Source organism: uncultured Psychrobacillus sp. (assembly GCF_938022135.1).
Lineage (GTDB): Bacteria > Bacillota > Bacilli > Bacillales_A > Planococcaceae > Psychrobacillus.
The window spans coordinates 26,128-46,869 of sequence record NZ_CALIED010000085.1 but is presented as its reverse complement, the minus strand read 5'-3'; the positions used below and the strand labels follow the sequence as shown (position 1 = coordinate 46,869).

Genomic DNA, 20,742 nt, shown 5'->3' with positions numbered 1-20,742 from the left:
CAATCTTCACAATTTCAGGAAGCTTGGCAATATCCCCATCCATCGAGAAAACTCCATCGGTAATGATCATGACTTTGTTATACAATCCGGACTCCTTTGCTTGACGTGCTTTTGTCCGTAAATCGTCCATGTCGGAATGGAGAAAGGGAATAATTTTCGCCTTGGATAATCGGCATCCATCAATGATTGAAGCATGATTCAGTTCATCTGAAAGAATGGCATCATGTTTATCCATCACTCCTGAAATCGCTGCCATATTACAGTTAAATCCAGATTGATAAGCAATGGCTGCTTCTGTATGTTTAAATTCAGCAAGCTTTTCTTCTAGCTTTACGTGTAGATCTAGCGTTCCGTTAATCGTACGTACCGCTCCTGCTCCAACACCATATTTATCTATCGTTTCTTTTGCAATACGCTTCAACTCATCATTTGTAGCTAGTCCCAGGTAATTGTTTGAGGATAGATTGATTAGCTCGTTACCGCCAACTATAATTGTTGGTCCGTTCGCTCCCTCTACTGGATCGATTTCGTTATATAGACCTTGACTCTTTAGTTGCTCTAGGTTTTCTGTCAGAAAACTATTTAATACATTAGACAAGTTCATCTTCCTTTCACACAAATATTCCACTTTATTTTACCATTGTTGTAGAAGAAAGACTAAGATATGTCCCTTTGAAAAATCAGAGCTCCCCGCAAATAAAGAAAAGCGAGTAGGAAACCCTACTCACTCAACTGTTTCTAGCATTCTATCGTGAATCTCTCTCCATTTTTCCTCATCTATTGCAGAGTCGTAAAGCGATTTAATAAGCTTCGCCTCTGCAAAATAGGTACTGATGTAATCCGTAGCAAGCTCCATTTCACTCGTATAAGCCTCTCGAATTTTCGTCAATTCATCTTCATCCCATTTTGTTTGGTCAATATATGGGAAGAAATCAACAATGTCATCACCCTCGCGTTCTGGATCGTAGACATGAGGACTTGTTGCATCAACAATGCTCAATTGAAGCTCTGGAACCACAACCCCGTCAATACTATTTGCATCGAGTCCGCACCAAATGTATTGAACATCTAGTCCGTGCGATTTCGCTTCTTCTCCAAACTTTTTCATAAAGGAGGACTTTCCGCTCCCTGGCAGTCCCTTTATATACAAGCGGGTTTTTAAATTTTTGGAAATGGAAGCAAACGTATCTTTTGCTCCTAAAGGTGTGAGCGAACCCATTAAACGATGAGTCAGCTTAGGTTTTTTTTGAAGCTTTACGAATCCTATATGCTTCTTTTGAAGTTCCTCTAATAAAGAATTAATGCCCTTCCAATCCATCCCCGGCTGGATGAGCTGCTCCCAATCATCATGGATGAGCTTAGCTCTGGATAGTGCTTGCAAGCCCTTCGCTAGCCAAGCCTCTCCCTCAAGGTGCTTATCACGGACAACTAGTCCCACATCACGAAGTCTGTCCGGTTGATAGGCGTCATAGTAAGTTACCCATTCATGACCAGTCCCATAGAAGAAGGGATCAATAGTATTTGTTTGAAGATAAAGTGTTTTTGTATCCACAATATAAACAGCCTCTACTGCGTCCTCATCTAGCGGATCTAAAAACCATTCCATATCATTGCCTCTCCGTATCGCTGCGTATCCAATTTCCTTTAACGTATCTGAGAGTCTAGAACTTGCTGGCCCTTTAAAAAAATATACCTTTTTTGCTTCCTGAATGATCTCCTTATAGAAGTTTTTAACACCTTGTCCTGTATAAGATTTGCCCATAAAGTGCGTAATTGTTCCGTTCAAATAGTCATCCTTTCTATGGTTCATTCAATAGATAATGTATGCTCCGCTAATTTAAAATATGAAAAAGCGCTGAGAATCATATATGCTTCTCAGCGCTTTTGTTCATGAAGGGTAGTGTATAGCCACTTATCTTTTGTAAATATTTTTGTGAGGCGGGTAATGTGTAATGCACGAGCTGGCCAAGACCAAACGCAATAAGGATAGTCCCAATCCCCACCGGTCCACCAAGCAGCCAACCGGCAATAGCTACGATAACTTCAATACCTGTCCGCACCTTCTTTAAGCTCCAGCCTGTCTTGTCCATTATAAAAAGCATTAAAGAATCCCTTGGTCCAGCGCCAAGATTCGGTGATACATAAATCCCGATCCCGATGCTCATAACTATTACCCCTAATATAAATATCACTGCCTGACCCAAGAATTCTGTCGGATTAGGCAAAAGCCAATTAAACATATCGATGAATGATCCTACAAACAAGATATTAAGCCATGTACCTAATGCAGGAATTTTTTTAGTGCTGATCATTGTAATGAAAACAATTATAATGCCTGTCAAAATAGCCCATGTACCAATGGATAACCCTAAATGATTAAAAAGACCAACGTGTAAAACATCCCAAGGTCCTATACCAAACAAGTAGCCTTTAATAGTCATCGAAATTCCTAATGACATAATCGTTATGCCCACTATAAAAAAGGCCCAACGCAAACCAAGTTCCTTCATAATTCAGTCCTACTTTCCTTTAACGAAAAAACCATTCTCAACTAAACAGTTGGAATGGAATCATTTCTAACTATATCTATTATAATCGCTTGAAGGAAGAATGCTAGTCCATTTTGGAATTGGTAATTAAAGCCGTTTTGCCATTCGTCATGTGAAGTAAGTCAGCTAGTGTCACCTTCACCTGAAGCCCTATCCTGCCTCCACTAACAATGATATAGTCATTATTTTCTGCGCTACTGTCCACAATGGTTGGAAATAACTTTTTCATTCCGATAGGAGAGCAGCCTCCTCTTATGTATCCAGTCGTCGGGAGGAGATCCTTTAGATGTAGCAGCTCCACCTTTTTCTCTCCAACCTCCCTTGCCACTCTTTTGAGATGTAACTCCTGGTCCACAGGGGTAATGCAGACATAATATTTGTTTGGTCCGGCTGTCACAAGTAGTGTTTTATACACGACAAAAACGGGGTAGCCTATTTTATTTGCTACAGTTACCCCATCCACTTGATCGCCAGTCAGCTCATATTCAATTAATTCAAATGGTATTTTTTGCTGCTCCAGCATGCGGACAGCATTGGTTTTTTGTTTTTTAGCCATTCTATTACTCCTATGCTATCTGGAAAAAGCTCGGTTGTTGATCAGAAAAGCCATACATTTTTAAATGAACCTGATAAGAATATTTGGCAATTGCCTGCTCCTTTAACCGCTTCGCTTGTAGATTTTGCAAATCATCCTCCAAAACCTTTGGTGTTTGAAAATCTACCTGCATAGAGCGATTAAACACTTCAGACTCTATATCCTTTTGTCGTTGAACCTCAATCTTGATTTGTCTATTCGCCATTTCATTTAACGTAAGCTGGGCTTGCTCTTGTCTAATTTTCGAGGTTGCACTTGCAGCGACCAATAAATGCTGTGGCGTTGCAGGTGTTTCTGCAAGTGCTTGACTGCGAACCTTTTCCAATAGTTCTATTGTCTTTTCAGGTGTCGGTCCTCCTATGCTTTGTATGGGAATACCCGGCCCCTTAATATCCATTATAGATTGCTTTTCCATTTGCTGAAACTCACGAATAGCAGCAGAAAGCTCTGGTGTGTCTTTCTCTTTTTCTTTATTCCCCAGTAAAAGTTCTTCTAAATCATTTAAAGAGGGAGTTTTTGGTAGGAAATACTCTGCGTGCCTTCTATATGCCTGACCTGCATCTTTACGTTGTACTGTCTTTATACTAGCCGTAAAGTTAGACATCCCATTGCCAGTCTCTTTAACTAAGCTCATCCTAATCACCATCCCTTCCGTACCTTATTGTTCTTTATAGTTTAACTAATTTGTCAAAATAATTAAATAACCTTTAGTCATAAGTTGATATGAGGCATAATAATCAATTAAAAATTTATGTATTTTTCTATCAATTAGTATAAAATACCTAATTTTATGAATGGAAATAAGACAGCTATAAAAAGATATAGCTGTCTGGTAATTTTCCCTTTTTTTACGCGACCATTTGACGACAAATTTCAGCACATTTACGACAAGATTCTGCACATTTCTGACAGTGTTCATGATCGTGTTTGGCACACTCTTCACCACACGCATCACAAATTTGAGCACAAAGCTTACAAATTTCCTGCACAAACGGGCTATTTCTTGTCATAGCCTGGACTGCATATGCACAAATATCTGCACATTCACGATCTAAACGTATGCAACCTGCCATCATTTTTACATGATCTTCCTTGAGACAAGCGTCATAACAATGATTGCAAGCCTCTAGGCATTCTAAACACGCCTTTATACATTCTTCATACTTTGTATTCATCATTAGTCCTCCTCAAGTTTTACGTAACTTTTATTATTTTTCCCTAACAGTTAAGATTTAAACAATAGAGCTTTCGGTCACTTAGCTTCTGATAGTTCATCCTCTGTAACCCATTTATGATTCTTAACCTCAGTATCATCGGTAGTCGAAACGTAATCAATCATGTAAACTGTCGTGTCCTCAGACGATTCAATGATAGCCTCTGCTCCGTCCATTCCATCCATGTGTTTAGCATTTAGTATCACATTAGAGCCAACTATTCCCTTGCCATCCGTAGCTTCTAATTCCTCATGTATTACCCATTTATGGTTCTCTACTTTTTTCCCATCCGTTGTAGACTCGTAAGTAACCGCATATACAGTTGTATCGAAGGCACCAACAATAGTAGCCTCTGCACCGTTCATGCCTTCCATATGATCTGCTTCTATTATGGCCTTGCTTCCTACTTCAAATTTAGGTTTCTCCGCCTCAGCCAAGCCCTCCGGAATTACTCCACCGTCGTCCATATGATCCATATGAGCATGCTCCTGCTCTGTAGTTGTGTCTTTTGCAGCTTCCTTACTATCATCACCACAGCCTGCCAGTAAAAATAATGAGCATAATCCTGTTATAGCTATCTTCTTCATCTATCTCGCTCCTCTTTATGCATCGTCTATATTAAATAGTATTTTTCTTATGTAAAGAAAACGACCGCCACTCAGCAGCCGTTTTCCTTATTACTCTATTTATCCAATTTAACGCGTTGTAAACGTAAAGCGTTCAAAACTACCGAAACAGAACTAAATGCCATGGCTGCTCCAGCAACCCATGGTGCGAGCAAACCGACTGCTGCGATTGGGATACCTAATACATTATAGGCAAATGCCCAGAATAGATTTTGCTTAATATTTCTCATTGTTTTGCGACTCATTATAATAGCATCCGCAATACTGTTTAAATCTCCGCGAATTAATGTAATATCAGCTGCCTCCATGGCTACATCTGTTCCTGTGCCAATCGCCATTCCTATATTGGCAACTGCTAATGCAGGTGCATCATTGATGCCGTCTCCAACCATCGCTACTTTTTTCCCCAAGGATTGCAGTTTTTTAATTTCCTCTGCCTTACCTTCAGGAAGCACCTCCGCTATAACATGGTCAATTCCAGCCTGTTTTCCTATTGCCGCAGCTGTTAGCTGATTATCACCTGTGATCATCATGACCTCAATGTTCATATCCTTCAATCGTTGAATTGCCTGAATGGAAGATTCCTTAATGGTGTCAGCAACAGCTATCATACCAGCGTATTTTCCATCTATACTTGCGAGCATAGCTGTCTTTCCTTGTGCCTCTAGTTCCTCCATTTGATTAAGAATGGCCGCTATTTGGACATTGTTTTGATTCATTAATTTTTTAGTCCCAACCAGTACTTCCTGATCATTGATCATTGCTTTTACACCGAAACCAGGAATTGCCTCGAAAGATGTGACTTGCTGCAGCGTTATTTCACGTCCTTTTATGCCATCCACAATCGCCTCTGCCAGAGGATGTTCAGACTGTTTTTCAGCAGCCCCGATATATGAAAGAAAGTCGAGTTCTTTTATTCCCTCTGCCACCATTACATCTGTTAGCTTTGGCTTCCCATAAGTGACTGTGCCAGTTTTATCTACAACTACCGTGTCAATATGGTGTGTCGTTTCTAAATGTTCGCCACCCTTAAACAATATTCCAAACTCTGCAGCCCGGCCAGAGCCAGCCATTATCGAAGTTGGTGTTGCAAGGCCTAACGCACATGGACAAGCTATGACGAGAACTGCTATTAACGCTTCCAGTGCTGGCGTAATTTCTCCGGGATCGACGAGGAGGAACCAAATGAGAAATGTAACAATTGCAATTCCTACTACAATGGGAACGAAAATCCCCGAGATTTTATCTGCCAAACGCTGAATAGGAGCTTTTGATCCTTGAGCGTCCTCTACTACTTTAATAATTTGAGCAAGCGCGGTGTCTCTTCCAATTTTTGTTGCCTGCATTTGAATGGATCCGTTTTTATTGATAGTTGACCCAAACAATGAAGCTCCAGGTACTTTATCAACAGGTATACTCTCTCCGGTTAGCATGGATTCATCAACTGCACTATTTCCATCTACTACTATTCCATCGACCGGAATTTTCTCCCCTGGCTTCACAAGGATCGTATCACCTACTAGCACTTCCTCAATGGGAATCATTAACTCAGAGCCATCTCTTAGTACCAATGCAGTTTTCGCTTGAAGACCCATTAATTTTTTGATGGCCTCTGATGAACGTCCCTTCGCCTTCGCTTCGAATAATTTCCCTAATAAAATAAGCGTAATCAGGACCGCACTTGTTTCAAAGTAAAGCTGAGCCGAATGGTGTTCACCGACCGTTATAATAGCTTGATAAACACTATAAAAATAAGCCGCCGATGTACCTAACACGACAAGGACATCCATATTAGCACTACCATTTTTCAATGCTTTGTAAGCACTAATATAAAACTGTCCCCCAATGATAAATTGAACAGGTGTTGCTAGTGCCATTTGCACCCACGGATTCATCAAAAATTCAGGTACATATAGAAACGTTGTAAAAGAAAAATGACCGACCATCGTCCATAGAAGTGGTAAGGAAAAGATCGCTGCAATAATAAACTTTGTCTTTTGCTTCTTGATTGCTTCCTCTCGGTAGTCAACCGTCTCTTTATCCTGAGATTTTATAATTGCCCCATACCCTAGCTTTTCTACCTTTTCGATAATGTCATTTACCGTAAGATTGGAAGGGTTAAATTCTACAGTTGCTCGCTCCAGCGCTAGGTTCACATTGGCAGAGCTTACACCTTCTAATCTATTTAAACCTTTTTCAATACGGGCTGAGCATGCTGCACAAGTCATGCCGGTAATAGCAAATTCTTTTTTTTCTTTCACCACACCATAACCAAGTGCCTCAATTTTTTTCTCAAAGTCTTCCTCTGTCACTTTCTCCGGGTCATATTTAATGACAGATTTCTCTAGTGCCAAATTAACATTAGCTTCTTCTACACCGTCCATTTTGTTAATAACCTTTTCAATTCTCGCGGAGCATGCTGCACAGGTCATACCTGTTATCTTGTAGCTGGTCTGCTTTATGTTGTTATCCATTTTCATTACCTCTCCTCACATACGGCTAGGGGGTATATTCAGATTAAATAAAGAGAGTGCTAATTAGCACCCTATCTATTATTGAACGTCGTAGCCTTGCTCATCGATCGCATCTTTAATTTTAGCTAGAGTAACTTTATCTTCTTCATAGGAAACATCTACTTTGCCCGATTCCAAATAGACTTTTACTTGCTCTACGCCATCAAGATTACCTACACTCGTTTCTACTGACTTAACGCAATGTCCACATGACATACCTTTAACTTCTAATGTAACTTGATTTAACATTTCCATTCCTCCTATTTTCTCATTAGTTTTTGAATCGTCACAAGTAATTCATCTAATACTTCTTCATCGCCTTCTGCTAGCCTTTCAGCTACGCAGCCTTTTAAATGCCCTTGCAAAAGAACTTTAGCGACGCTATTTAAAGCCGACTGAGTTGCCGACAGCTGAGTGATAATATCATCACAATAGATATCCTTCTCAACCATTCCTTTAATACCCCGGATTTGACCTTCCACCCGATTCAGTCTATTGGTTAAATCTTTTTTTACATGCTCAGGATGGTGACTTTTCCTACAGGACAAATCAGTTGGTAATATTATATTTTCCTCTATTACATTGTCCAAGTAACCAACCTCCTATTCTTATTTACAGTATATGATACCCTTTGGGGGTATGCAAATGAAATGATTTGAAATTTTCGAGAATAATAAATTCAAGTCGGATGAATAAAATGAAATAGAATAGTTCATGCTTCTAAAAAAGAAAAAGGAGAACAAAATGATAAACTTAAACGATTTTTATGTAGACATCCTTAATGACCTAGTAAGACAATTTAATGAACTCATACCTGAAAATGCACCTTATTCCTATTCCTCACAAGATGTTATTGAATTACTTATCATTCGTGAACATGTAAATAGCGAACTAAAATGAATAGACCTTGAAGAAGGTCTTTTTTGTGTTTTAATGAGCATTTTCTTTGTACAAAAAATGAGCTGGTCAAATATGATCCAACTCATCTTTTGTAGTTATTTATCGAATTTTATACCTTTTAATAAATCCGCAAATGCATTATTAATCGGTTCTTCTTCTTTATTTTGTTTTTTCAAGTACTGCTGCACTGATTTTTTATCTACTTTACCGCCGCCTTCTTTTTTGCGACGAGCTTCAAAAGCAGATAGCTTCTCACGGTGACCACATTTACATACGAAGATTTGACCATCGCCTTCCCCGCGAAGCTCTAACTTTTTCTTACATTGTGGGCAACGAGCGTTAGTCACGCGTGCCACATTTTTACGGTGACCACATTCCCGATCTTGGCACACAAGCATTTTACCTTTTTTGCCGTTCACTTCAAGCATAGGTTTTCCACAGTCAGGACAAGTTTTAGTGGATATATTGTCGTGCTTATATTTTTTATTACTGCCTTTAATATCAGAAACGATTTCTTTCGTATAGTTCTTCATTTCGGCTATGAAAACTTCTTTTTTCAATTTCCCTTTAGCGATTGCTTCCAGCTTTTGCTCCCACTCACCAGTTAACGTCGGAGATTTTAACTCTTCAGGTACTAGGTCAAGCAGCTGACGGCCTTTTGATGTAATATGAATATCTTTCCCACGCTTCTCAATTAAAAATGAGTTGAATAGCTTATCAATGATATCCGCACGAGTTGCAACTGTCCCTAGTCCACCGGTGGATTTTAACGTGTCCGCGAGCTGTTTATCCTGCGTTTCCATATATTTTGTAGGGTTTTCCATTGCAGTTAGTAACGTAGCTTCATTGAAACGTGCAGGTGGTTTTGTTTGACCCGACGTTTGAGCTATTAACTTAACATGTAAAGAATCTCCCTTTTCGATTCGTGGTAAAATCTGTTCCTTTAAATCCTCCGTTGACTCATCTTCCATATGATTTTGATAAACTTCTTTCCAACCACTCACTAATATCGTTTTTCCTCTAGCAACAAAGTTCTCGTCACCAATTTTCGCACGCAACGTTAATTGTTCGTACTCAAATGCAGGGAACATCACCGCTAGGAAACGTTTTACAACTAAATCATAAATTTTACGTTCCTTATCATTGAAGGCAGAGAAGTTTACATAACCTTCCGTTGGTATAATTGCATGGTGATCCGATACCTTGCTGTCATCTACAAATGATTTAGAGGCCTTTATAGGCTTGCTTAAAATTTTATTTGCTAATGGTCGATACTCACCCACCGCGCAGGCTTTCAAACGTTCTGGGAGAGTGCTCACAATATCGGATGAGATAAAACGTGAATCTGTACGTGGATAAGTTAATACCTTGTGTTGCTCATACAGCTTTTGCATGATATTCAACGTATCTTTTGCAGAGTAGCCAAAGATTTTATTGGCATCACGTTGCAGCTCAGTTAAATCATACAGGCCAGGGGCGAATGACTTCTTCGGCTTTTTCTCAATTTCTGTTACGGTAGCGTTACCTTTACCAAGCTTTTTCACGATCACGTCTACTTTTTCTTTTTCAAAGCTACGACCATTTCCTTTTGCATCCTGCCAAGTAAGCTTTAAATTATCTACTGTTTGTGCTTCAATTCCATAGTAGGTTTGCGCTTTGAAATGCTTGATCTCATCCTCACGTTTTGCAATAATCGCCACTACTGGAGTCTGAACTCGTCCACAATTAAGCTGTGCATTAAATTTGGTAGATAGTGCACGGCTGGCATTAAGCCCAATGTACCAATCTGCCTCAGAACGGGCTACTGCAGAAGCATAAAGATTTTCATATGCTTTACCTGGTTTTAAGTTTGCAAAGCCATCCTTGATCGCTTTATCTGTTACGGATGAAATCCAAAGACGTTTAACCGGCTTATTCACCTTTGCTTTAGCGATAATCCAGCGCGCAACTAGCTCACCTTCTCGTCCAGCATCGGTAGCAATAATAATCTCATTAATATCACCACGTGTAAGCTGTGATTTAACAGCATTATATTGTTTACCTGATTGTTTAATCACAGTCAGTTTAAGGTTTTCTGGTAACATCGGTAAATCTTCTAAATTCCATGTTTTATATTTAACATCATAGCTTTCTGGGTCTGCTAATGTTACGAGGTGCCCTAGAGCCCAAGTCACTACATAATCTTTACCCTCTATATAGCCATTTCCTTTTTTATCACATTTAAGTACTCTTGCAATATCTCTTGCCACAGATGGTTTTTCTGCTAATACTAAGCGTTTTGCCATTCCAAACATCCTTTCGTAAATCCCTATGAATAATATAGCATAGGTTTTCGCTAGATTCAGTTAGCAGCGCTAGAGTTACTTGGTTTTATCACCGTTCGGAGGGGGTTATCACCGTTCGGAGCCGTTTTATCACCGCTTATCGAGATTTATCACCGTTCACAGTAGTTTTATCACCACTTAGCTTAAACTAACCCACAATAAAGGGATAATCTACCCTACACAGGTTGATTATCCCTTTTGATTAAACTAGCTTTTGTCCACAGTTCGGACAGAAATTGGCACCTGTTGTTTTTTGTCCGCAGTTTGGACAGAAGTTTGGCATTTGACCATTGCTTGAGCTTCCACTGCTCGATTGGTTATTTTGTGATGAAGACTGGCTTTGACCTTGGCTCGAGTTACTTTGGTTCATGTTTTTCATCATTTCATTTGCCATGTTCATACCCATCATCATTCCTGCCATGTCTGAAGCCGTGCCTGATCCAGAAAGCTTTCCAGAGGCCATTGCATCTGTAACAGAAACCTGCTGATATTTAGAGAGATCTCCAATCATGCCATGAGAAGCATTTTTGGTAATCATATCTTGAATCTCCTTAGGATAATTGAAGCTCATAATATGGAAGCCAGTGATTTTCATCCCCATATCCATGATTTGCATGTCTAAATCGTCTTTAATACCGCTAGCTATATCTGAGGCATTAGCCTGAAGGTTGAACATATCCTTGCCTTCTTTGCTAATCCATTTCATTAATAGCTGATCTAAAACAGAGGTAATACGAATTTTAATATCCTCTACTAGATAGCTTGTGCGAACGCCAGCAATCTTGTCGATTAGGGCCATGTAGTCATTTACTTTAAAGTTGAATGTTCCGTTCGCTCGAATAGGCATTCCACCTGGCATCTGAGGCGTTGGAATATTAATTGGATTCTGTGTTCCCCATTTTACAGTAAATTCCTTCGTATTGACGAAAAGAACCTCCACGCGCATCCCACTATTAAATCCAAATCTAAACCCTTTTAATGTAGAAAGAAACGGTATGATTTGAGACTCAATATCATATTCGCCGTCGTCCTCGAAGACTCCTTCGATGCGTCCGCCATTGAAAAACACAGCGTCCTGACCAGGGCGAATGATTAGCTTACTCCCTTTCTTAATTTCTTCATTGCTCCACTTCCAAAAAATCATATCTTCTCTGAATTCTCGCCATTCCACCACATCTGAAAATTGATTTCTAAAAAAAGACATATCCTCATTCCCTTCATGATTAAGAAAGCTTTAAGCGTTAAAATTTCCCGCTGCTTCCGCTAAATGATCTACCACCACTTGTAACACCGCCACCACTGCTTCCTCCGCCATTATTATTGTTCGTAGGCTTCTTTACTTTGGAAACCGTTTGATTGACGAAGACATCACGCTTACTGTTTATTCTTGAATTATTTTCTTCAAAGTAGGTTCTACTATTTACTGTTACCCTACCTCCCGAGTTAAATGCCATCAGCCCAACAATTATACCTCCAAGAGCTAGAGAAGCTCCAAGCTGGAACCACCATTTGAAAAGGATACTTTCAGGATTTACACCAGGATTATATTCCATATATTTATCCGCGGTAAGGATAAAATTACTAAATGCATCGTAATAGCTTCCTGCAGATAACTCAGGCGTAATTTTATCTCTGAGTAGGTCCATTCTTTGATTATCAAGGTATTCCTCAGCTTTATCGAAGCCCCTCAATACAACATCTCTATTGACCATATCTATGCCTACTATGGCAGCACTGCCATTGTGCTTACCGTAGCCAATTCCTGTACGATCTGCAAAGTCTTCTACGTAATTATCTAGTCCCTTATCATCTGCTCCATTAGTTGTAAGAAATACAAAATCTGTTTCGTTTTTCTCGCTATATTCGGATGATAGCTTCTCTAATGCGTCTATTTCGCTAGCAGTCAATAGCCCCGCCTCATCAAAAACGCGTTGCTTTGTGTCGGCTGCTTCGGTTAGTCCTATAGGAAGCAATAAAAGGAATAGTGCAATGAATAAAATAGAATACTTTTTCACCATAGAACACCACCAACTGCAAAGGAAATGCCCTTCAGTATAATAAAGGACGCGGCAGCTATACCACCAAACCAGCCAGCAACCTTGCCCATACTAAGCGGTGGCTTTCCTACTACTTTTCCTGTCTGGCCATTCATAGCAAAAATATGCTCTTTATTGCCAAAATCATAATAAACCATCCAAACTGGCAAAAGGACATAGTGTGCCGTTTTCTTATTTGTATTAATTTGTTTATTTTTATATTGAACAGAGGAGTAACCAGCGACTGTAGAGCTAATGTAATTGTCTATGTACGGCTGTACCTTCGTTTTAACTCTAGAGAATAGTTCCTGGTCTGTATAGTTGTATTTCTCCGCTATATAGCCTGCTAAATAAGGAGTTTTAAAATCCTTTAAATTGCTGTAATCATACGGCTCCAGCTTATCCATTAGCTCATCGTCCAGCTTTTCAGATGCATCAACAGGTACCTTTACATACCTAAGATCTAAATCTCGATATACATCATAGAACTTAGTTTCCGTATAAATATAGTCACCTCTTGTATAGGTTCTCACCTTTGTACCAACTGCATCGACTTTTGCCTTTGTATCTAAATCATACAGCCAAAAGGGCACATAGATCCCGGTGATTCCTTTTACTCTGTCCGCAGTCATAAATCCAGCAGGTGTTAGCCGACCGTTCTTACACCATTTACGAAATGCTTCCATCGCCTGTTCCTTATTAATGGTAAAGGGAATAACCTTAGCAGGAGCAAGATCACCGGACAATCTGTCCCCTAATACTACAGCCGCTCCACAAAAACTGCAGCTAGTGGCTGTCGTATCTGCCTCCGTGATAATAACAGCTCCACAGTTGTTGCAATTGTATTGCTTTGCTTCGTCCTCCTCAAATGTCGTCGTAATATATTCATCTGAGAAGTCCTCTATGTTATCCTTTCTACCACAGCTATTACAGGACAACATACCTGAAGTGCTGTCAAATTCCATATCAGATCCACAGTTTGGACATTTATAATGGATAACCATCTTTTCGCTCCTCGCCTTTTCGTACTATTTTTTAAATAGGCTGCAGCGTATGCCACAGCCTATTTATTATGTCTACTCTATTCTTCTTTCGTTTGTAGCTGTTCCTTTAAAGCTGCCAGCTCATCATCTACGTTTAATTGAGCCTTCAGTGCAGAAAGTTCGTTTTCCACATTTGAATCTGTATCATACTTAGAAGCAAGATCCTCAATGTTTTCACCTGTGCCTTTGTTTAGCTCAGCCATTGCATTTGCTTCATCTAGCTCCTGGTTTATTCTAGCTTCCATTTTATCAAATGCAGACATTGAACGAGTTGCCCCTCCTACGGAAGTTGCAAATTCGTTGACCCTCTTCTGAGTCTTGGCTACAGAAGCTTTTCCTTTAAGAATGGATCTTCTAGATTCCAGTTCTCCAATATCCTCTACTAGCTTATCGTGCATTTGTCTCATTTGAACCGTATTCGCGGAGGCTAATTCTTTTGCCGTTTTTAAATCGGTTTCCTTCGCCGTGCATTCTGCCTTTTTGCTCAGGAATTTCCTTGCATCCTCTTCATTACCTGCTTCTAATGCCTTTATTGCATACTTTTGCATATTTGCGATATCTTTTTGACACTCCTCTAGCTCGCGTGTCGCACGTTTTTCAGCAGCCATAATTGTTGCTGTTTCAGATTTTACTTTACCAAGATCTCTATTTAGGTCGCGTAAGTATTGGTCAATCATTTTTTCTGGATCCTCTGCCTTATCCAATAAAGCATTGATGTTACTCGACATAATGTCACGGAATCTTCTTAAAATTTCCATTACGCACTCTCCCTTATCGTTTTATATTATAGTTTAACAATTGGATATAACTCCTACAACTGTAAGGGATTTCTGTTCTTATCACCATTTTAAATTGGAGCTATTTTAAGCTACCTTACCTATGAGTTATATCTTTTATACGAGAAAATGCAACCAAAGGTTTCATCCTATTTACAAATATAAAAAACCACTGAAGTTAAAAGTAACTTCAGTGGTTGAGAATTTTTTTACCTATTAGTAAGTAGTCCAACCGCCATCAGCTGTTACTACTACACCATTGATGAAGCTAGCATCTTCAGAGCCTAAGAAGATAGCAAGTTTTGCGATTTCTTCAGGTTGTCCAGCACGTGGGTTTAATGGCATACCTAGCTGTTGTTTTCCAGCTCCGTATGGGCTCACGTTGTTCATAGTGGAAGAGATATTTGTTATTACTGCACCTGGTGCAATTCCGTTACAACGGATTCCTTTGTCAGCAAACATGAATGCTGTGTTTTTAGTTAAACCAACAACTGCATGCTTAGAAGCTGTATAAGCTGCCCCAGCACGTCCTCCATAAAGACCACCAGCAGAAATGTTGTTAACAATTACACCGCTTCCTTGTTTTAAGAAAAGGTCAGTTGCAATACGCATTGTTTTCATTGTTGCTGTAGTATTCACTGCAAATACCATATCCCAGCGTGCATCTGAAATTTCATTTACTGGCTCCATGCCATCCATAATTCCAGCGTTATTTACAAGGATATCTAGCTTGCCATACGTTTTAACCGTTTCATCAAATAAACGAGTAAGATCGTCATCCTTAGTTACATTTGTGTCAATTGCAAATGCAGTTCCACCATTAGCTATGATTGCTTCTGCAACCGCTTTCGCACCTTCTAAATTCATGTCCGATACGACAACTTTTGCACCTTCTGCTGCATAGCCTTCTGCGATTGCTTTACCCATACCGGATGCTGCTCCAGTTACGATAGCTACTTTGTCTTGTAATTTCATGATTTTTTCCTCCTTTAAGGATATTTTATTGTACACCTGTTCATTTAAAATTATACTTAATCTAACTACTTTTCACAAACAACACAAAATCTAAAAATGTACATTATAGGACGAAATCCAAAAATATGTTTATTATCATTTGGAGGAAAATAATGAAAACTGATTTACGGATTATAAAAACACAAGAAAGCCTGCGAAATGCACTTCTAATACTACTTAAAACTAAACCGTTAGAATCCATTAATATTGCTGAGCTTTGTCGGTGTGCCAAAATTAATAGAGGCACCTTTTACCTTCACTATCAAAATGTACATGGTGTTTTTGAAAGCTATTTCGAGGAAATCATAGATGACTTAAGAAAGTCTTATGAAGAGCCATATCATCAAACTGACTTTAATATACAAAATTTAAAATCCGATATGATTATTATCTTTCATCACGTAAAAAGGTATGAAGGGTTTTACCAAATCATTTTTGATGAAGCCAATCCTGTTAAGTACTATTACAAGTTATTTCACGCGATCCGAAAAATGATGAAGGAAATGACGATGAATTCTATCGACTACCTTCCAGATGAAAAAATGGAGTATTTTGTTAGCTACCAAACCAACGCCATTATGGGTATTTTAGTGGAATGGCATAGCAAACAATTTGCTACCTCTCCTGACGAGCTAAACGAGTATCTCTACTCTTTTTCCAATTCACTCAACTGGTTCCCGAATAAGCAAGGGGATGCAAACTAATTCATGCATGGGCTAAGAATTGGGAAAAAATCGTTAAGCCACGATAAATTTTGGCCAACAGTGATAAACCTCGCAACGCTCCATATAAAAAACGTCTGAGCGATAAACTCAGACGTTTTTTTATAAAATAATGAGTAGCCAAATATAGAGACCTACCAGCGTTATAAAAAGGGTTGGTACAGTAAGAATGATTCCTACTTTAAAGTATGTGCCCCAGGAAACTTTTACTCCTTTTCTTGAAAGCACATGCAGCCATATTAATGTGGCAAGCGACCCAATCGGAGTAATTTTCGGTCCAAGATCGGAGCCTATAACGTTAGCATAAATTAGAGCCTCACGCATAATTCCAGTTGTGGACGTTTCCGCAATGGCTAACGCATCAATCATGACCGTCGGAAGATTATTCATTACTGAAGAAAGTATAGCAGCTATAAAGCCCATCGATATTGTTCCAACGAAAAGACCCTGGTCTGCTGCCAATTGGATCACATCCGCTAAGATCGAAGTCATCCCGACGTTTTGTAGTCCATAAACAACGACGTACATTCCAATTGAAAAGAAAACAATATTCCAAGGTGCTCCCTTAATAATTTTACCGGTTTCAATTGAAGGGCTTCTTCTAGCCATAATTAAGAAGAAAATCGAAATAACTCCCACTACAAAGGAAACAGGTACTCCAATAAATTCGCTAGAGAAGTAGCCTATCAGTAAGATCGCTAATACATACCAGGATAGCTTGAACATTTTCACATCTTTTACTGCTTCCATCGGACTCTTCAAATCAGCGGTGTCATAATTTTTGGGAATACTTTTTCGGAAGAATAAATAAAGCACGAGGATACTAGCTACCAATGAAAATAAGTTAGGCACAATCATTCTGGATGCATACTCTACAAATCCAATTCCGAAAAAGTCAGCAGATACAATGTTGACTAGATTACTTATGACAAATGGAAGTGACGTAGTATCTGCGATAAATCCGCTCGCCATGATAAACGGAAAAACCATTTTTTCATTGAAGTTCAAGTTGCGTACCATCGCTAGAACAATTGGAGTTAAAATTAGTGCAGCTCCGTCATTGGCAAACAAAGCGGAAACTACCGCACCTAAAACAGTTACAAATATAAACATACGGACTCCATTACCTTTTGCAGCTCTCGCTACATGGAGTGCAGACCATTCAAAGAATCCTATTTCATCTAAGATTAAAGAAATGATGATGATTCCTATAAAGGCAAGAGTCGCATTCCATACGATACTTGTCACATCGAGTACATCCTGTAAATCAACTACTCCAACTAGAAGGGCTACTACCGCCCCCCCGCATGCAGACCAGCCGATGGACAAATTTCTAGGCTGTAAAATAACTAATGCGAGAGTGATAATAAAAATGATAATTGCTAATACAGTTGAAACCATAAAAACCCTCCACTACGAACGAATCAAATAATATTACTATAATCGGTTGAGTGGATATAGTAAATAGGTGTTTGCTAAAGTTAAATTAAAATTTAGAGCAAGAATGAGAATGTTTATAAAATATATCTCACTTGTAAATAAGACTCTCCTAAAGGAAAGCTGATTAACCACATTGGATATTTATTTAATTTAAATATAGGGCTATAAACAACTGGGATTTGTATGTGCTTTAGAGAAAGTCATATGGAGGAGGAATATAAAGATGGCAAACCATGAGAACGAAGAAATTCTAACAGGAGGAAACGTCACGAATGTTTATCGTTCGGGAGATAGTGTTCGTAGAGAATTAAAGCCTTATAGCCATAAAATTCACAAGTTATTAAAGCATTTAGAGAACAAAGGTTACAGTTATGCACCAAAGTTTTTAGGAATCGATGAAAAAGGAAGAGAAATATTATCTTTTATAGAAGGTGAAGCTGGCAACTATCCTTTAAAAGAATACATGTGGTCTAATGACGTTTTAGAGGAAATAGCGAAGATGCTCCGACTTTATCACGATTGTGTGAATGACTTTTCAATTGAAGAAGGTTGGAGTTCAATAGATAATACCCCAAAGCCATTTGAAGTAATCTGCCATAATGATTTTGCAATCTACAACATTATATTTAATCGCAAGAGACCAGTAGGCATTATTGATTTTGATGTAGCTGCTCCTGGTCCAAAATTGTGGGATATAGCCTATACTCTTTATACTTGCGTCCCTCTAAGTAGAGTATATCATTCTGAAACAGGTGAAGCTGTTGCTTATAACTCCTTACAGCATGCCAGCCGTATAAAACAAAGAGTTAAATTGTTTTTTGAATCCTACGGTGGAGAGTTAGATGAGGGATATTTGGAGATGGTATTGCTACGGTTAGAAGGTTTGTGTAAAACCATTCAAAGAAAAGCCAATGAAGGTGACATTGCTTTTCAAAAGATGATAGATGAAGGCCATGTTGAGCATTATCAAAACGATATAACATTTATTCGTGAACATGGACATGAGTGGGCTCAAGGAGAGCTTTGGGATGAGTTAAAAATTCCTTTCCAAAATGAATAGACAGAAAAAATGAGCCTGGAACAAATTCTCCAAGCTCATTTGACTATTGTTTTTCATTTTATCTGAATCGATGCGGAGCCCTTTAAATAATTTGGATAAGCATAAAACGGCAGCTTTATTGGGTTGATCATATTCCCTTCTAGCTGAATTTCGGCATATTGGTATTCTTCGTAATGCCAACTTGATTGAGAAGTTATATCTACTATGTCTCCATTAGCGTTCTCTCCCTGTGAGAACAATGAATAAGTATGTTTTTCTTTCATCGGTTTATATCTCAGCTCCAAACCTTCCGATACAATTTTCGTAACTTCTATTTTTTCAAAAGATGGCTGATTTAAAACTTCCTTTTTATCAAAATCAATCAATAGGTAGCTTTCCTCTTTCGGCAGTACCTGCACCTTATCAAACTTTAAATATAGCTCCTTTGGCTCCTTAAAATAGTTACTTTGCAGAAAATAAGTCTTCTCTATATCTTCAACTCCGCCAAAGCCGGTGGCACCATTTCTTATAGAGCTCCATTCTTCTCCTTTTTCATCCTCCAGTCGTAAGTCCTCAAATTGAAGAAATAACATATCGTTGCCTTCGTCAAAGCGCATCGTAAGAGCTACTCGAAGTGGGTAAACTTTTATTTCTTTTATGAAGACTCTCTGCCTATCTATCACTACTTCCTTATTTACCTCATATACTTTACCGCTCATTAAATCATTTTTAATCGTAAATGGAACTTCAAAGTTTGTATTGTTTCCTCCTTCTTCTATATCAAAATTAATTGTAAAATTTTTTGTATCAAATTTCTCTATCTCACTAAAGGTAAAACTAAATTTGTCTACTTTTCGATTATCTTCTTTTTGATTGGGAGAATTGTAACTTATTGAACCGGTTAGTTCTTTATCACCATTAAATAACTTTATATCGGTATATTCTATATTTTCTATCGACCTGGATGCCTCGAGCGTATAAAAAATCTCCGCTCCAGTCTCGTCTATAATTACTCCATCTAACGTGAAAGTAATATGATCCTTCGTCTGACTAATACCAACTGGCTCATAGTATTGGTTTTCGATGATTGCTTCAAGACCTTTATCAAACTCAGGCTGAAGTACATGAACAAATCGTTCTAGTCCTGGGATTGATGCTACTGCACTTGCAAAGGCAGGTGAAACACGTATAGAAGTCACAAATGAAATCATCAGTATTGCTGCCACTGCAAGCGCCCAAATCGTTTGTTTCTGTTTACGCTTTTTTGCCTTTGCTTTTCGCAGACCATCTAGAATGGCATTATCTATTGATTCATCAGGGATAGTAATCTCCTCTAACCGTTTCTTCGATTTGTTTATCATCTCTTCCTCTCGCTCATACATGATCGGTCCCTCCTTTCTCCGTCAGAAAATCCCTTAATGATTTAAGTGCTTTATGGAGCCTCGATTTTACAGTACCTTCAGGTATACTTTCTATTTCAGCAATTTCTTTAATCTTAGAGTCTTGATAGTATTTCATATAAATGAGCTGCTGTTCCTTCTCTGACAAGGTCGAGATTGCTTCCTCTATGTCTAAGTAGGAGCTATTCTCGTCATACCTTTGCTCCTGAAGAAAATCGCTAGACAGGAATCGTTTGTTTTTCTTTAACTGTGTTTGGCAGTAATTAATCATGATTCGGACCAGCCAGGTTTTTATATAGTTTGGTTCCTTTACGGTATGTATTTTTTGATAGGCTCGAAACGTGACTTCCTGCATTGCCTCTATCGCATCATGCTCGTTTTTTAAAAAAGCATATGCTGTACGATAAAGAGCAGCCTTATGCTTCTGCATTAATTGCAAAAAAGCCTGCTCATCTCTTTGTATCGCTTTCTTTGCAATTTCTAACTCCTCCACATGGACACCCCTTTTTAGCTTTCTTCTATACATTAGACACACGAACACAGAAAAAGTT

Annotated in this window: 22 protein-coding genes; 3 read left to right on the top strand and 19 right to left on the bottom strand. The window is 38.8% G+C overall.

Annotation, left to right across the window (positions count from 1 at the left end; genetic code table 11):
• From Q0371_RS17940 to Q0371_RS17895, 10 genes are all read right to left on the bottom strand, one after another.
• Positions 1-598: aminotransferase class I/II-fold pyridoxal phosphate-dependent enzyme (locus Q0371_RS17940; protein WP_298473735.1), on the bottom strand; the 598-nt coding region annotated here is incomplete at its 3' end.
• Positions 599-724: 126 nt separating this feature from the next.
• Entirely contained in the window at positions 725-1,786 is a 1,062-nt protein-coding gene (locus Q0371_RS17935) for a hypothetical protein (protein ID WP_298473732.1), read from the bottom strand.
• A 76-nt stretch (positions 1,787-1,862) separates the two neighbouring features.
• Complete coding sequence (locus Q0371_RS17930) at positions 1,863-2,510, bottom strand: YitT family protein (RefSeq protein WP_342567525.1); 648 nt, start codon at positions 2,508-2,510, stop codon at positions 1,863-1,865.
• Between the two features lie 103 nt (positions 2,511-2,613).
• Positions 2,614-3,105: a Cys-tRNA(Pro) deacylase gene (gene ybaK, locus Q0371_RS17925; RefSeq protein ID WP_298473729.1), complete on the bottom strand. Its 492-nt coding sequence runs from the start codon at positions 3,103-3,105 to the stop codon at positions 2,614-2,616.
• A gap of 10 nt (positions 3,106-3,115) precedes the next feature.
• Complete coding sequence (locus Q0371_RS17920; protein ID WP_298473726.1) at positions 3,116-3,778, bottom strand: hypothetical protein; 663 nt, start codon at positions 3,776-3,778, stop codon at positions 3,116-3,118.
• 214 nt (positions 3,779-3,992) lie between these two features.
• Positions 3,993-4,319 carry a four-helix bundle copper-binding protein gene (locus Q0371_RS17915; protein WP_169360873.1) on the bottom strand — a complete coding sequence of 109 codons (327 nt, stop codon included), beginning with the start codon at positions 4,317-4,319 and terminating at the stop codon, positions 3,993-3,995.
• Positions 4,320-4,396: 77 nt separating this feature from the next.
• On the bottom strand, positions 4,397-4,945 hold the full coding sequence (locus tag Q0371_RS17910) for a YdhK family protein (protein ID WP_298473723.1): 549 nt from the start codon (positions 4,943-4,945) through the stop codon (positions 4,397-4,399).
• 95 nt (positions 4,946-5,040) lie between these two features.
• Positions 5,041-7,458 (bottom strand): heavy metal translocating P-type ATPase, encoded by a 2,418-nt coding sequence (locus Q0371_RS17905; RefSeq protein ID WP_298473721.1) that lies wholly within the window; start codon positions 7,456-7,458, stop codon positions 5,041-5,043.
• 78 nt (positions 7,459-7,536) lie between these two features.
• Positions 7,537-7,746 carry a copper chaperone CopZ gene (gene copZ / locus Q0371_RS17900; RefSeq protein ID WP_298473718.1) on the bottom strand — a complete coding sequence of 70 codons (210 nt, stop codon included), beginning with the start codon at positions 7,744-7,746 and terminating at the stop codon, positions 7,537-7,539.
• An 11-nt stretch (positions 7,747-7,757) separates the two neighbouring features.
• Positions 7,758-8,087, bottom strand: coding sequence for a metal-sensing transcriptional repressor (locus tag Q0371_RS17895; RefSeq protein ID WP_298473715.1), 330 nt, complete (start codon positions 8,085-8,087; stop codon positions 7,758-7,760).
• Between the two features lie 154 nt (positions 8,088-8,241).
• On the opposite strand from Q0371_RS17895, the gene Q0371_RS17890 reads away from it, so the two are divergent.
• Positions 8,242-8,397 (top strand): hypothetical protein, encoded by a 156-nt coding sequence (locus Q0371_RS17890; protein ID WP_298473712.1) that lies wholly within the window; start codon positions 8,242-8,244, stop codon positions 8,395-8,397.
• 95 nt (positions 8,398-8,492) lie between these two features.
• Here the strand turns inward: Q0371_RS17890 and Q0371_RS17885 are convergent, their stop codons facing one another.
• The 6 genes from Q0371_RS17885 to Q0371_RS17860 all read right to left on the bottom strand — a co-directional run bounded on the left by Q0371_RS17885 (position 8,493) and on the right by Q0371_RS17860 (position 15,551).
• A complete protein-coding gene (locus Q0371_RS17885; protein WP_251553490.1) occupies positions 8,493-10,682 on the bottom strand; it encodes a DNA topoisomerase III in 2,190 nt (729 codons plus the stop codon).
• A gap of 241 nt (positions 10,683-10,923) precedes the next feature.
• Positions 10,924-11,925: an SPFH domain-containing protein gene (locus Q0371_RS17880; RefSeq protein WP_298473709.1), complete on the bottom strand. Its 1,002-nt coding sequence runs from the start codon at positions 11,923-11,925 to the stop codon at positions 10,924-10,926.
• A gap of 37 nt (positions 11,926-11,962) precedes the next feature.
• On the bottom strand, positions 11,963-12,739 hold the full coding sequence (locus Q0371_RS17875) for a TPM domain-containing protein (RefSeq protein ID WP_298473706.1): 777 nt from the start codon (positions 12,737-12,739) through the stop codon (positions 11,963-11,965).
• On the bottom strand, positions 12,733-13,761 hold the full coding sequence (locus tag Q0371_RS17870; RefSeq protein ID WP_298473703.1) for a TFIIB-type zinc ribbon-containing protein: 1,029 nt from the start codon (positions 13,759-13,761) through the stop codon (positions 12,733-12,735). Before Q0371_RS17870 ends, Q0371_RS17875 begins: the two co-directional genes overlap by 7 nt.
• Positions 13,762-13,838: 77 nt before the next feature.
• The gene (locus Q0371_RS17865) at positions 13,839-14,558 is read right to left on the bottom strand and encodes a PspA/IM30 family protein (RefSeq protein ID WP_298473700.1); all 720 of its coding nucleotides are present in this window, start codon (positions 14,556-14,558) and stop codon (positions 13,839-13,841) included.
• A 234-nt stretch (positions 14,559-14,792) separates the two neighbouring features.
• On the bottom strand, positions 14,793-15,551 hold the full coding sequence (locus tag Q0371_RS17860) for a glucose 1-dehydrogenase (RefSeq protein WP_169360857.1): 759 nt from the start codon (positions 15,549-15,551) through the stop codon (positions 14,793-14,795).
• A gap of 152 nt (positions 15,552-15,703) precedes the next feature.
• On the opposite strand from Q0371_RS17860, the gene Q0371_RS17855 reads away from it, so the two are divergent.
• The gene (locus Q0371_RS17855; protein ID WP_298473697.1) at positions 15,704-16,294 is read left to right on the top strand and encodes a TetR/AcrR family transcriptional regulator; all 591 of its coding nucleotides are present in this window, start codon (positions 15,704-15,706) and stop codon (positions 16,292-16,294) included.
• Positions 16,295-16,414: 120 nt separating this feature from the next.
• Here Q0371_RS17855 and Q0371_RS17850 read toward each other — a convergent pair whose 3' ends face one another.
• Positions 16,415-17,713 (bottom strand): arsenic transporter, encoded by a 1,299-nt coding sequence (locus Q0371_RS17850; RefSeq protein ID WP_298473694.1) that lies wholly within the window; start codon positions 17,711-17,713, stop codon positions 16,415-16,417.
• A 262-nt stretch (positions 17,714-17,975) separates the two neighbouring features.
• Here Q0371_RS17850 and Q0371_RS17845 point away from each other — a divergent pair, with 262 nt between their 5' ends.
• Positions 17,976-18,812 (top strand): phosphotransferase, encoded by an 837-nt coding sequence (locus tag Q0371_RS17845; RefSeq protein ID WP_298473691.1) that lies wholly within the window; start codon positions 17,976-17,978, stop codon positions 18,810-18,812.
• Between the two features lie 53 nt (positions 18,813-18,865).
• On the opposite strand, the gene Q0371_RS17840 is transcribed toward Q0371_RS17845, so the two are convergent.
• Both Q0371_RS17840 and Q0371_RS17835 read right to left on the bottom strand, forming a co-directional pair.
• The gene (locus Q0371_RS17840) at positions 18,866-20,173 is read right to left on the bottom strand and encodes a DUF4179 domain-containing protein (RefSeq protein ID WP_298473689.1); all 1,308 of its coding nucleotides are present in this window, start codon (positions 20,171-20,173) and stop codon (positions 18,866-18,868) included.
• On the bottom strand, positions 20,166-20,684 hold the full coding sequence (locus Q0371_RS17835) for a sigma-70 family RNA polymerase sigma factor (protein ID WP_298473686.1): 519 nt from the start codon (positions 20,682-20,684) through the stop codon (positions 20,166-20,168). The genes Q0371_RS17840 and Q0371_RS17835 overlap by 8 nt, the downstream gene beginning before the upstream one ends.
• Positions 20,685-20,742: the final 58 nt, after the last annotated feature.

Bases quoted from the DNA above. Each gene is read 5' to 3' on its own strand.
- Q0371_RS17930 (WP_342567525.1), bottom strand. From the start codon at position 2,510: ATGAAGGAACTTGGTTTGCGTTGGGCCTTTTTTATAGTGGGCATAACG.
- ybaK (WP_298473729.1), bottom strand. From the start codon at position 3,105: ATGGCTAAAAAACAAAAAACCAATGCTGTCCGCATGCTGGAGCAGCAA.
- Q0371_RS17920 (WP_298473726.1), bottom strand. From the start codon at position 3,778: ATGAGCTTAGTTAAAGAGACTGGCAATGGGATGTCTAACTTTACGGCT.
- Q0371_RS17915 (WP_169360873.1), bottom strand. From the start codon at position 4,319: ATGAATACAAAGTATGAAGAATGTATAAAGGCGTGTTTAGAATGCCTA.
- Q0371_RS17910 (WP_298473723.1), bottom strand. From the start codon at position 4,945: ATGAAGAAGATAGCTATAACAGGATTATGCTCATTATTTTTACTGGCA.
- Q0371_RS17905 (WP_298473721.1), bottom strand. From the start codon at position 7,458: ATGGATAACAACATAAAGCAGACCAGCTACAAGATAACAGGTATGACC.
- copZ (WP_298473718.1), bottom strand. From the start codon at position 7,746: ATGTTAAATCAAGTTACATTAGAAGTTAAAGGTATGTCATGTGGACAT.
- Q0371_RS17890 (WP_298473712.1), top strand. From the start codon at position 8,242: ATGATAAACTTAAACGATTTTTATGTAGACATCCTTAATGACCTAGTA.
- Q0371_RS17885 (WP_251553490.1), bottom strand. From the start codon at position 10,682: ATGGCAAAACGCTTAGTATTAGCAGAAAAACCATCTGTGGCAAGAGAT.
- Q0371_RS17880 (WP_298473709.1), bottom strand. From the start codon at position 11,925: ATGTCTTTTTTTAGAAATCAATTTTCAGATGTGGTGGAATGGCGAGAA.
- Q0371_RS17875 (WP_298473706.1), bottom strand. From the start codon at position 12,739: ATGGTGAAAAAGTATTCTATTTTATTCATTGCACTATTCCTTTTATTG.
- Q0371_RS17870 (WP_298473703.1), bottom strand. From the start codon at position 13,761: ATGGTTATCCATTATAAATGTCCAAACTGTGGATCTGATATGGAATTT.
- Q0371_RS17865 (WP_298473700.1), bottom strand. From the start codon at position 14,558: ATGGAAATTTTAAGAAGATTCCGTGACATTATGTCGAGTAACATCAAT.
- Q0371_RS17860 (WP_169360857.1), bottom strand. From the start codon at position 15,551: ATGAAATTACAAGACAAAGTAGCTATCGTAACTGGAGCAGCATCCGGT.
- Q0371_RS17855 (WP_298473697.1), top strand. From the start codon at position 15,704: ATGAAAACTGATTTACGGATTATAAAAACACAAGAAAGCCTGCGAAAT.
- Q0371_RS17850 (WP_298473694.1), bottom strand. From the start codon at position 17,713: ATGGTTTCAACTGTATTAGCAATTATCATTTTTATTATCACTCTCGCA.
- Q0371_RS17845 (WP_298473691.1), top strand. From the start codon at position 17,976: ATGGCAAACCATGAGAACGAAGAAATTCTAACAGGAGGAAACGTCACG.
- Q0371_RS17840 (WP_298473689.1), bottom strand. From the start codon at position 20,173: ATGTATGAGCGAGAGGAAGAGATGATAAACAAATCGAAGAAACGGTTA.